Raw genomic sequence first — 11,183 nt, forward strand, 5'->3', positions numbered from 1 at the left:
GCGCCCCATGTGAGCAAGTGAACGCCGGAAGCGCGGCAATCCCTTTGCCCGCTCACCGACCACCTTTGCGTTCGGCCTCCTGCGCCACGGCCTTGGCCCGGAAGTCCCGGGCGAACGTGGCGAAGCGGTCCTCGGCGATGGCGCGGCGCACCTGGGCCATCAGGTCCAGGAAGTAGTGAAGGTTGTGCAGCGTGTTGAGCCGCATCGCCAGGATTTCTCCGGCCGCGAACAGGTGCCGCAGGTAGGAGCGGCTGAACGTGCGGCAGGTGTAGCAGGAGCACGCCGGGTCCACCGGCCGGGGGTCCTTGGCGTAGGCCGCGTTGCGGATGACCACCTTGCCCTCCGAGGTGAAGAGCAGGCCGTTGCGAGCGCACCGTGTAGGCAACACGCAGTCGAACATGTCCACGCCGTGCTCCACGCACGTCACCAGGTCCAGCGGCGTGCCCACGCCCATCAGGTAGCGCGGCTTGTCCCGGGGCAGCAGCGGCGCCGAGTAGGCCACGCCCGCGTGCATGGCCTCCGGCGCCTCGCCCACGGAGTAGCCCCCCAGCGCGTAGCCGGGCAGGTCCACCGCGCAGATCTCCTCCGCGTGGCGCTTGCGCAGGTCCTCATGGAGGCCGCCCTGTACGATGCCGAACAGCGACGAGCGCTCGCGGCCCCACGCCTTCACGCACCGGTGCAGCCAGCGCGTGGTGCGCGCCAGGGACTTCTCCAGGTAGGCCCGGTCCTCGGTGGACGGGGGGCACTCGTCGAACGCCATGATGACGTCCGCGCCCAGCGTCTCCTGGATTTCGATGGAGCGCTCCGGCGACAGGAAGTGCCGCGAGCCGTCCAGGTGCGACTGGAAGGCGGCGCCCTCCTCGGTGATTTTGCGCTTCTCCGACAGGCTGAACACCTGGAAGCCGCCGCTGTCGGTGAGCATGGGCCGGTCCCAGGAGATGAAGCGGTGCAGGCCGCCCATCTCCCCGACGAGCGGCTCTCCGGGGCGGAGCATCAGGTGGTAGGTGTTGCCCAGGATGATCTGCGCATCCAGGGTCTTCAGGTCGTCCGGGCCCACGCCCTTGACGCTGCCCACGGTGCCCACGGGCATGAAGATGGGCGTCTCAATGGGGCCATGCGGCGTGTTCAGCCGGCCGCGGCGCGCCTTGGTGCCGCTGGCGTCCTCGTGCAACAGCTCGAAGCGCACCAGCCCCGGGGGCACGCGGGTATCGCCCTTCTCCTTGCGCTGCTCGTCGACCACGGCACTCACTCCTTCACCAACATGGCATCGCCGTAACTGAAGAACCGGTAGCCCGCGCGCACGGCCTCCTGGTACGCGGCGAGCGTGCGCTCCCGGCCCAGGAGCGCGCTCACCAGCATCACCAGCGTGGAGCGCGGCAGGTGGAAGTTCGTGAGGAGCACGTCCACCTGGCGGAAGGCATAGCCGGGCCGGATGAACATCGCCGTCTCGCCGGGGCCCACGCGCAGCCTGCCCGTGTCCGGGTCGGTGGCGGACTCCAGCGTGCGCACCACGGTGGTGCCCACGGCGACCACGCGGCGGCCTTGCGCCTTCGCGGCGTTCACGGCGGCGGCGGTGGCCTCTGGCACGGTGAAGCGCTCCGGGTGCATGTGGTGCTTGTCCAGCACCTCTTCGCGCACAGGGAGGAAGGTGCCGGGCCCCACGTCGAGCGTCACCTCCGCGCGCTGCACACCCTTCGCCGCGAGCTTCGCGAAGACATCCTCGGTGAAGTGCAGGCCCGCGGTGGGCGCGGCCACGGCGCCGGACGCGCGGGCGTACACGGTCTGGTAGCGCTCGGCGTCCGCGGCCTCGGGCTCGCGGGTGATGTACGGAGGCAGGGGCAGCCGGCCCGCCGCGTCCAACAGGCTGGCGAGCGAGGCGCCCGGCGACGCATGGAAGCGCACCCGGTACTCCCCTCCCCCCAGTGCCTCCAGGACTTCGGCGGACAGGCCCCCGGCGAAGGTGACGGACTGGCCGGGCTTGAGCCCCTTGGACGCCTGGCCCAGGCACACCCACTCGAGCGACTCGGGAGCGCCACCGAGCGCGGCGGAGGTGAGCGTGGCCGTGGCGGCGGGGCGGACGACCAGCAGCTCCACGCGGCCGCCGGTGCCGCTCTTCTGGCCCAGCAGGCGCGCGGGGATGACGCGCGCGTCGTTGAGGACGAGCAGATCACCTTCACGCAGCAGGTCCGCGAGGTCGGTGAAGTGCTGGTGGCTCCAGGCGCCGGTGGCGCGGCTGACGACCATCAGGCGCGACGCGTCCCGGTTGGGCAGCGGGGCCTGGGCGATCTGCGCCTCGGGGAGCTCGAAATCGTAGTCGGAGAGGAGGGACGACACGGGGTTGGCGCTTGTAGCAGCCCCCGCGTCCTCACGGAACCGGCGAGGGCGTCAGTAGAGCTGCTGGAACTCGGCGCCCGGGTAGTAGTGGGAAAGGATTTCCCGGTACGCCTTGCCCTGGTCGGCGAGGGCCTTGGCGCCCCACTGGCACAGCCCCGCCCCGTGGCCGAAGCCACGTCCGGTGAACACGTAGTTCTTGCCAGAGGCTTCCACGTCGAAGTCCAGGCTCTTGAGGCGCGTGTAGCCCAGCTTGCGGCGGAACGACACGCCGTCCACCGCGGTGCCATCCGCCATCGTCACGCGGGTCACCCGGTGCGTGGGCGTGCGGCCGGTGACGCGCATGCCGCCCGGTGGGGCCTTCAGCGCGCCGCGCAGCTCCGTCTCGGACAGGGTCGCGGTCCAGCGGCTGGCGGGCAGCTTGCCGCAGGGGCAGTCAACGGGCTGCAGGTACGGCAGGTTCCGCTGGAGGGCGTCCTGGCCGGACTCGGTGCGCCCGCCGCAGGAGGCGTGGAAGTAGGCCTCGATGGGGGCCAGGTCGTACGTGAGCACCTCGCCCCGGGTGGCCTCCACGGCGGCGCGCGTCTTGGCGTCCTCGCGGTTCACGCCGCCGTACACCTGGTGGAGCACGCTGCTGCCCATGTGGAAGGCGGCGCCATACGCGTCCAGCTTCTTCTGCAGCGCGTACGTCCGCGCGGCCACGGCCTGGGCCTTGAGTGCCTCCAGGGGGAAGGACACGGGCATCTCGCTGCCGAGCACCGCCGCGAGGTAGTCCTCCAGGGGGATGACGTTGATGAGCTGGAGGCTGTTCTTGAAGACGCGCACGACGACGTCGCCGCGAACCTGCGCACTGCCCGCCTTCAGGGGTTCGTTGCCGGGGCCGCCCGCGTCGGTGGCCTCCAGCCCGCCACGGAAGCGGATGGCGTCCCCGATGACGGGAGCCCCGTTGACCTCCAGCTTGCCGTTGCGGCGGCGCACGGTGGCCTGTCCCGCGGTGACGGCGACAAAGGTTCCGTCCTCGGCATCCGGGCCGAAGCCCAGGCCCCGGCCGCTCACGCGGACCTCGTCGCCGGGGTCGTCCATGGCAATGCGCATCGTCTCCACGGCGAACGCCCGCGATGACGCGAGAAGGAGCAGCAGCAGTGCCACACGTTGCAACATGGTCCAACAGTCTAGGGGCGGAGCGATCCGCCTCAAGAAATCGGCCGGGCGCCAGGACCTCTCCCCGGTAGGAGCCCGCGAAAACCCCAGGCGGATGCCGCAGAATGGAGCCCAGTGACTGCCTCCGTCCCCGACGTCGCCCGCCTGTCCCCCGAGGTCCTCTCCGAGGCCCTCCGCGCGCTGGAGCCCCGCACGGCCGCCGTGTTGGTCCGCCGGCTCGTGGAGCGCCGCTCCCAGGCGGAGTGCGCGGCCTGGTACGGGACTTCAAGCGACGCCTTCTCGGTGCTGCTGCTCCGCTCGGCGGTGGCCCTGGCCCGTCAACTGGGACAGCCCGCGAGGTCCCCGGAGAGCCCGGAGGAAGCCACCGCCTGGGAGCGCATGCTGGCCATGGCCGTGGAGAAGGACACCGCGCCCGTGCCGGTGCCGCTCGCGCCCGTGGCCTGGCTGTGCCGGCGGATGCATGCCCTGGGGCCCGAAGTGGAAGCCGCGTTGGACAAGGCCGCCCAGGCCGACGCGGACTCGCCCCGAAGGGCACGGGAGGAATGGCTGCGGAGGCTGGCCGTGGCCGCGCTCCTGGCCCTGACGGCCTGGCTCTACTGGAGCCGTCCCCCTGAACCGGAGCCCCGCCCCGAGCGCCGCATGCGCTCCCCGGAACGCCGCTGACTGGACGCGGCCTCGAGCGGGCGCATATGGGTAGGCCCATGCGAGCGATCCGGTCATGGCTGGCCCTCCTCATCGCGGGAATCGCGCTGGCAGGCTGCGCGAAGCACGTGGACACCCGGGTGGCCGGAGACGACGACGCGACCATCGACGGCATCGAGGCCCGCCTCGACGAGCTCCGCGCCCGCGAGCAGGGTGACGACCTCACCTGCGCCGAGCAGTGCGACGTCTCCACACGGACGTGCGCCACGGCGAAGGAACTCTGCGGCCTCGTGGAGCAGCAGGCGGACAGGGACGACCTGCCGCCGCGCTGCGCCAGGGCCCGCGAGCAGTGCGCGGGCGCGAACGACGGCTGCACGCGGTGTCAGGCGCCCTGAAGAACCCGCCATGCGCTGGCTCTGACTCCGTGCCTATGATGGGTCGGATTGAGGAGCCTCCCCATGACCACCCGTCTCTCGTTGATGCTCGCTGCTTCGTCGCTCGTCCTGGCGACCCCTGCCCTCGCGGAGGAGGAAGGCCTGACGCCGGAGAAGGTGGCGGCCATCCAGCGCGATGAGGCCGCGGCCCAGGCGAAGGTGAACGAGGAGCACGGCAACCGGAAGCCGTCGGAGATGAGCAACGCCGAGCGAGGCCAGGCCATCCGAGACCAGCAGAAGGAATCCGCCAAGGTCCTGGAGAAGCACGGCGTCTCCGCGAAGGAGTTCGCCAGCTTCACGGCCCGGATGGACCCCGATGACAACCAGCGCGTCGCCAACGAGGCCAAGCGGCTCGACGACAAGGCCAAGGCGGAGAAGGAAGCCGAGGCGAAGAAGCGCAAGGGCGACGGCGAGGTCCACATCCAGCAGGGCTTCAGCGACTCGGACCCCGTGGAGCTGGAGTCCGCGGACGGTGCTGAGCCCTCGGTCGACGTCGACGGCAGCCTGGACAGCTCGGCGGGTGCGCCGACCGTGGAGATTGGCGACAGCGCCGGCACGGCGAAGGGCATGAGCCGGAAGTCCTCCAAGCGCCGCAAGTAGCCCCGCGGCGCCCGGCATCCTCCGGGGCCGTCAGCGGCCTCGGAAGCCCAGCTCCCGCGACCGCGCCTGCCACACCTCGTCGTACGGGCAGGAGCAGTCCGTCTCCTCCGGCTCCGGGTACGCGTACGTCTGTCCCTTGTAGTTGCGGAACAGGGTCTCCCGCTCGCCACGCTCGATGACGTAGTCGGGCTGGAGGGTGACCTTCCCGCCCCCACCCGGCAGGTCCACCGCGAGGTGCGGTACCGCGAGCCCGCTGGTGTGCCCGCGAAGCTGCTGGAGGATCTCCAGCCCCTTGGCGATGGGCGTGCGCAGGTGCTCGCAGCCTTCCGCGACATCCATCTGGTGCAGGTAGTACGGGCGCACGCGGCTGCGCAGGAGCACGTGCGACAGCTCCTTGATGATGCGCGCATCCGAGTTGAGCTGCCGCATCAGCACCGCCTGGTTCTCCACCGGCACGCCATGGTCCACCAGCCGCTCACACGCCTCGCGTGCTTCCGGCGTCACTTCCTTGGGGTGGTTGAAGTGGGTGATGACGTAGACGGGCGCGTAGCGGCGCAGCAGGCGCGCCAGCGAGTCCGTCACGCGCATGGGCAGCACCACCGGCACCCGCGTCCCGATGCGGATCATCTCCACGTGCGGAATCTCGCTCAGCGGCGCAAGCAGCGACTCCAGCCGGTCCTCGCTCAGCAGGAACGGGTCTCCTCCGGAGATGAGCACGTCGCGCACCTCGGGGTGGTTGCGCACGTAGTCGATGCCCCGGCGCATCTGGTCCTTGGTGAGCTCCGCCTCACCGCCCTTGGTGATGCGCCGCCGCGTGCAGTGGCGGCAGTAGACCGAGCACGTATCCAGGGCCAGGAACAGCACCCGGTCCGGATACTTGTGGACGATGCACTCCTCCGGGCGCGTCTTGTCCTCGCCGAGCGGATCCTCCAGCTCCCCGGGCCGCACCCGGGCCTCCGCGCGCACCGGAATGGACTGCATGCGCACGGGGCACAGCGCGTGCTCCGGGTCGATGAGGGACAGGTAGTAAGGGCTGATGCCCATCCGGAACAGCGAGGACGTCTCCTGCACCCCGGCGCGCTCATCCGGGGTCAGGCGCACGTAGCGCTCCAGCTGCTCCAGGTTGCGCACCGAGTGACGCTGCTGCCAGCGCCAGTCCGTCCACTCCGCGTCGGTCGCGGAGGGAAACAACCGGGCCCGCCCCTCGGCACTCAGCGAGGGACGGGGAGACGACTGGGGCGCGATGGCGCCCACGGAGGAATCCATTACGCCGCCTTGGGCTGATCCCGCCACCACGCCTGGCCGGACTCCGGCAGCGTGTCGATGGGATCGAAGTACTCGTACTTCCGATCAAGTGCGTCGGCGTCGTTCGCTTCCACGCTCGTGCGGTAGTTCTTGGTCCAGTAGGAGATGCCGCGCTCGCGGTCGTACTCCGCCACCTGGTGGATCCACCGCTTCCCCACGAACGGCACGTCACAGACGATGCGCGGCGTGGCGAAGCCCGGCATGTAGCCCATGATGTCGTGCTGGAGCTTCTGAGCCTGCGCCACCGACAGCCGCCAATGCTCGCTGTTGGGGATCATGTCGCACATGTAGAAGTAGTACGGCAGGATCTTCGCGTGGTCGAGCAGCGTGAAGCACAGGTCCAGCAGTGCCTTCGGGCTGTCGTTCACGCCGCGCAAGAGCACGCCCTGGTTGCGCACGTCGCGGAAGCCCATGTCGAGCAGCTTGCGCACCGCCTTGCCCACCAGCGGCGTGAGCTGCTGCGCGTGGTTCACGTGCGTGTGCATCGCCAGGTCCACGCCGCGCTCCACGGCCTTCTTCGCCAGCCGGTCCAGGCCGGCCAGGACGCTGTCCTGGAGGAAGTGCTGCGGCAGCGCCATGAGGCCCTTGGACGCCAGGCGGATGTCGCGGATGTTCGGGATGTCCATCAGCGCGCTGACGAACGGCTCCAGCGCCTGGATGGGCAGGTTCGCGATGTCGCCGCCGGACACCACCACGTCGCGCACGGTGGGCGTGCGGCGCAGGTAGTCCAGCATCTGCTCGTAGCGCTCCTTCTGCCCCGTCGCGAACTTGTGCTTGGACACCTGCGGGACGTCGTTGCCCACCAGGTCCATGCGCGTGCAGTGGCCGCAGTACTGCGGGCACGTGGGCAGCATCTCCGCCAGCACCTTCGTCGGATAGCGGTGCGTCAGGCCCTCGACGACCCACATGTCCGCCTCGTGGAGGCTGTCACGGCTGGCGCGCGGGTGGTTGGCCCAGTCCGTGCGGCGGTCGGCGAGCGCCGGCAACATGTACCTGCGGACCGGGTCGTTCCACAGGTCCTCCAGGTGCATGGTGTTGAGCATCTGGGGCGGGACGAGGATGGACATCGTCGCCCGCTCCTTCTGGTCCAACTCCATGCTCGCGGCCAGGTCGTCCGGCAGCAGCGCCCCGAGCGTCGCCCGCAGCTCGCGCAGGTTCTTCACGGTGTGCTTGCGCTGCCACACCGAGCTCTCCCACTCCGCCGCGGTGACGTCCTTGTAGCCCGGGATGCGCCGCCAGTCGGGCTCCACGAACTCCTGGCGAAGGGGATAGGTGAAAGGCTGCTGCGCGGGGCCAGCGTCGGGCTTGCCTCGAGTGGACGTCGTGCTCATGAACACATCACCTCAACGTAAGGAGCGTCGTGGGCGAGGCGTCATAGCCTGCCCCCTGACATCCCTGCTCAACAATCGCCAGGGGCACAAGATGCCCCATGGCGCAGTGCGTCCGTTCAATTCACCGGGACGTTGATGAGCTTGGCTACGCCCTCCGCCTCGATGACCACCACTTGGGGCTTGGTCGACTTGCCGTTGAGCTTGAAGACGACCTTGCGCTTGCCCACCGGCAGTGAAAGCGGATTGCCCAGCGTCACGGGGCTCAAGCGACCCGTGTTCTTCCCATCCACCCAGATTTGAGCGCCCGTCGGCGACGTGCTGCAGGCGAACTTGCCCATCGCGGCAGCGGCGGGCTTCGGCTTCGGCTCCGGAGGAGGCTTCGGGGTCGGCGTCACGGCCACGGGAGGAGGCTTGGGCTTCGGCTCCGGAGGCGGGGGCTTCGGCTTGGGCTCGGGCGGCGGCGCTTCCTCCACCATGTCCACGGCGACGCGCACCTCCGTGTTCCCGCTGGACGTGAAGTCGCCGGAGAACGGCTTGAAGCCCGCGCGCTTCGCCGTGAACGTGTACTTCTTGCCCATCTCCAGGTCGCCGAGCTTCGCGCCGGGCAGCTTGCCCAACGACTTGCCGTCGACGGTGATCTCCGCGCCCTCCTGTCCTTCGAACAGGGCGGTGAACGTCTTCGGCGCGGGGGGCTCGACGGGCTTGTCCGGGGGCGTCTCCGGCGTCGTGGGCGGCGTATTGTCCACCACCACCGGCGGCGTAGCAGGCGGCGGATCCTTGATCTCTGGAGGCTTGGGTTCCGGAGGCTTCGGCGCATCCGCCACCCTCAGGCTGAGGAGGATGGGGGCCGCCGCCTGTCCGGCGGTGACCTCGATCTGCTGCGTCACGGGCTGATAGCCCGGAGCCGAGGCGGTCACGTTGTGGATGCCCGCGGACAGCTCGATGACCTGATTGGCGTTCACGGCTTCACCGTCCACGAGGACGGTGGCACCCACGGGCGCGACGAAGTTCACGGAGCCCGTGGACGAGCCACGGACCACGAAGATCACCGCGACAAGGAGCAGCAGGGCCGCGCCCGCGGCCATGCCGATGATGGCGGGCTTGGGCAGAGGCTTCTTCGGTCCAGCGGGCGCCTTGGCCTTCTGGACCTTGGCGGCCGGGGCCGGCTTCGCCATCTTGGAAGCCTTCTGGGGGATGGTCGCCGGACCGTCGGCCTCGTCGTCGTAGGGCTGCTCTTCCGAGTCCTGCCCTTCGTCTCCGTAGTCCTCCTGTCCGTCGCCCTCGTACTCGTCGCCCTGGTCGTCGTAGGCGCCGTCCGGGTCCTCCTCGGCCGCCTGGGCGCGCAGGCCGTTGTGGCGGGAGCCTACCGGGACGGTGAGGTTGCCCGTGGTCTCCTCTTCCTCGGGATCCAGCACGGGAGCCGCCGAGCCACCGCGGGAGCGCGAAGGCGGCGCCGTCGGAGCCGGACCAATCATGGTCGCCCCCGCGTAGGCCTCTCCGCCCTCGTCCCCGATGATGACCTGGGACTTGGGACCGCTCTTGCCCTTGCCGCCCCTTCCTTCGTCCTGGGCGTAGGGAGACGCGCTCGTGTGGTGCCCGGCCCGGTCGATGGGGTTCTCCGAACGGCCGGTGATGCTGTCGTCCACGACGACGCTGCTGTCCGCGATCCGCGTCTCCGGGGCGCGGAACGTGTGCGTGGAGTCGACAATCTGCGTCTTGTCCGCGGCGCCATCCATCTCCGCCAGCTCTTCAGCGCTGGGCGGCGGGATGTAGCCAGGCGCGGGCTGTGCGGGCGCAGTGGAGGCGCGACCCACCGGAGAACCGGTGGCCGAAGGCGCTGGCGACCTCTTCTGGGAGGTCGCGCGGGGGGGCGCGGCCACTGGAGGAGGCAGCGTCACACCCGAGTGCTCGATCTGGTCCGGGCGCTCAACGGAGGCATAGCGCTCCATCTTCTCCGCCTCGCGGAGCATGTCCTCGGCGAAGGCCTCCTTCATGAAGCCGGACAGGTGCTTCGACGAGTAGATGGCGTCCCCCGCGAGGAGGAAGCGCATCAGGTCCTCCTGGAGGTCCGAAGCCCACTGGTAGCGGTCCTCGGGCTCGCGCGCGAGCGCCTTGAGGACGACCTTCTCCAGACCCGCGGAGATGTTCGGGTTGAACTCGCGCGGCAGCGGGATGTCCGCGTTGCGCACCTTCTCCAGCGTGGAGAAGTCGGACTCGCCCACGAAGAGCTTCTCGCCCGTGAGCATCTCGTAGAGCAGCACGCCGACCGCGAAGATGTCGCTGCGCCGGTCGATGGGCATGCCCCGGACCTGCTCCGGGCTCATGTAGCCGAACTTCCCCTTGAGGATGCCGGCCTGCGTCTTCTGCGAACGGTTGGCGGCCTTGGCGATGCCAAAGTCGATGATCTTCACCTCGCCTTCGTACGAGACGAGGATGTTCTGCGGAGAGACGTCGCGGTGGATGATGTGCAGGTCCTGGCCGCGCGCGTCCTTCTTGCGGTGCGCGTAGTCCAGGCCCTCGCACATCTTGGAGACGATGAACACCGCCTGTGCGGTGGGCATGATCTCCTTGCGGCGGCGGTAGCGCTCCAGGAGCGTGCGGACGTCACGACCCGCCACGTACTCCATGGCGATGAAGTACGCGTCCTCGTGCTTCCCGAGCTCGTGGATGTGCACGATGTTGGCGTGGTTCAGCTGAACGCTGATCCGCGCCTCGTCGATGAACATCGTGATGAACTCGTCATCCTCCGCCATCGTCGGAAGGATCTTCTTGATGGCCAGGATGCGCTCAAAGCCTTCGACGCCAAAAGCCTTCGCGATGAAGACCTCGGCCATACCGCCGACGTTGACGCGCTCAAGGAGCAGGTACTTCCCAAAGAAGGTCGGCTTCTTCATCTCGCGGGGCTGCCCGGCGCCGGCGAGTACGGACCGCGGCAGGCGGTGCGCAGACCGGGGGGAGCAGTGACTCTAGATCCAGTGAGAACGGCGGTCAAACATCCAAGATAACGCGATTCCCCAACGAATCCGAGAACTTGGCCTCCCCTCGCTCCAAAACTGACCCACCCGCCTTCCCGCGTCACTCCAGAATCGCCTACCGCGAGCGCAGACTGCGGCACACGCCAGGCGAAATCGAGTCACAGGCACGGGCACCAGAAGCCCCCGGAGAGCGCGTCTCAGCGCTCAAGCCAGGTGCGGCGGCCCGCGAGACAAGCCCGCAAAGACAAAACCCCTGGCGCCTTGCGGCACCAGGGGTTTTCAAAAAGAATCCGGCAGCGACCTACTCTCCCACGCGGTTTCCCGCGGAGTACCATCGGCTCTGGAGGGCTTAACTTCCGTGTTCGGGATGGGAACGGGTGTGACCCCTCCGACATTGCCACCGG

General features: G+C 69.3%; 9 protein-coding genes and 1 rRNA gene. 3 read left to right on the top strand and 7 right to left on the bottom strand.

Features of this window, described 5'->3' with window-relative positions:
• Nucleotides 1-52: 52 nt before the first annotated feature.
• From tgt to D7Y04_RS28825, 3 genes are read right to left on the bottom strand one after another with little or no spacing between them, the layout of a single operon-like run.
• Entirely contained in the window at nucleotides 53-1,189 is a 1,137-nt protein-coding gene (gene tgt, locus D7Y04_RS28815; RefSeq protein WP_216669597.1) for a tRNA guanosine(34) transglycosylase Tgt, read from the bottom strand.
• 56 nt (nucleotides 1,190-1,245) lie between these two features.
• Nucleotides 1,246-2,334 carry a tRNA preQ1(34) S-adenosylmethionine ribosyltransferase-isomerase QueA gene (gene queA / locus D7Y04_RS28820; protein ID WP_121761348.1) on the bottom strand — a complete coding sequence of 363 codons (1,089 nt, stop codon included), beginning with the start codon at nucleotides 2,332-2,334 and terminating at the stop codon, nucleotides 1,246-1,248.
• A gap of 51 nt (nucleotides 2,335-2,385) precedes the next feature.
• On the bottom strand, nucleotides 2,386-3,492 hold the full coding sequence (locus D7Y04_RS28825) for a SpoIID/LytB domain-containing protein (RefSeq protein WP_120597223.1): 1,107 nt from the start codon (nucleotides 3,490-3,492) through the stop codon (nucleotides 2,386-2,388).
• 114 nt (nucleotides 3,493-3,606) lie between these two features.
• Here D7Y04_RS28825 and D7Y04_RS28830 point away from each other — a divergent pair, with 114 nt between their 5' ends.
• From D7Y04_RS28830 to D7Y04_RS28840, 3 genes are all read left to right on the top strand, one after another.
• Nucleotides 3,607-4,155 carry a hypothetical protein gene (locus D7Y04_RS28830; protein WP_121761349.1) on the top strand — a complete coding sequence of 183 codons (549 nt, stop codon included), beginning with the start codon at nucleotides 3,607-3,609 and terminating at the stop codon, nucleotides 4,153-4,155.
• Between the two features lie 38 nt (nucleotides 4,156-4,193).
• Nucleotides 4,194-4,529: a hypothetical protein gene (locus tag D7Y04_RS28835; protein WP_233601619.1), complete on the top strand. Its 336-nt coding sequence runs from the start codon at nucleotides 4,194-4,196 to the stop codon at nucleotides 4,527-4,529.
• A gap of 63 nt (nucleotides 4,530-4,592) precedes the next feature.
• A complete protein-coding gene (locus D7Y04_RS28840; protein WP_121761350.1) occupies nucleotides 4,593-5,168 on the top strand; it encodes a hypothetical protein in 576 nt (191 codons plus the stop codon).
• 30 nt (nucleotides 5,169-5,198) lie between these two features.
• Here D7Y04_RS28840 and D7Y04_RS28845 read toward each other — a convergent pair whose 3' ends face one another.
• From D7Y04_RS28845 to rrf, 4 genes are all read right to left on the bottom strand, one after another.
• Nucleotides 5,199-6,434, bottom strand: coding sequence for a KamA family radical SAM protein (locus D7Y04_RS28845; protein WP_120597227.1), 1,236 nt, complete (start codon nucleotides 6,432-6,434; stop codon nucleotides 5,199-5,201).
• Entirely contained in the window at nucleotides 6,434-7,804 is a 1,371-nt protein-coding gene (locus D7Y04_RS28850; RefSeq protein ID WP_120597229.1) for a KamA family radical SAM protein, read from the bottom strand. The genes D7Y04_RS28845 and D7Y04_RS28850 overlap by 1 nt, the downstream gene beginning before the upstream one ends.
• Before the next feature lie 116 nt (nucleotides 7,805-7,920).
• Entirely contained in the window at nucleotides 7,921-10,698 is a 2,778-nt protein-coding gene (locus D7Y04_RS28855; protein WP_120597228.1) for a serine/threonine-protein kinase, read from the bottom strand.
• Between the two features lie 369 nt (nucleotides 10,699-11,067).
• A 5S ribosomal RNA gene (rrf, locus tag D7Y04_RS28860) occupies nucleotides 11,068-11,183 on the bottom strand.

The organism is Corallococcus sp. AB038B (assembly GCF_003668955.1).
GTDB classification, from domain to species: Bacteria; Myxococcota; Myxococcia; order Myxococcales; family Myxococcaceae; genus Corallococcus; species Corallococcus exiguus.

Coding starts and splice junctions, on each gene's coding strand:
- D7Y04_RS28835 (WP_233601619.1), top strand. CDS start 4,194: ATGCGAGCGATCCGGTCATGGCTGGCCCTCCTCATCGCGGGAATCGCG.
- D7Y04_RS28840 (WP_121761350.1), top strand. CDS start 4,593: ATGACCACCCGTCTCTCGTTGATGCTCGCTGCTTCGTCGCTCGTCCTG.
- D7Y04_RS28845 (WP_120597227.1), bottom strand. CDS start 6,434: ATGGATTCCTCCGTGGGCGCCATCGCGCCCCAGTCGTCTCCCCGTCCC.
- D7Y04_RS28825 (WP_120597223.1), bottom strand. CDS start 3,492: ATGTTGCAACGTGTGGCACTGCTGCTGCTCCTTCTCGCGTCATCGCGG.
- D7Y04_RS28850 (WP_120597229.1), bottom strand. CDS start 7,804: ATGAGCACGACGTCCACTCGAGGCAAGCCCGACGCTGGCCCCGCGCAG.
- D7Y04_RS28855 (WP_120597228.1), bottom strand. CDS start 10,698: ATGAAGAAGCCGACCTTCTTTGGGAAGTACCTGCTCCTTGAGCGCGTC.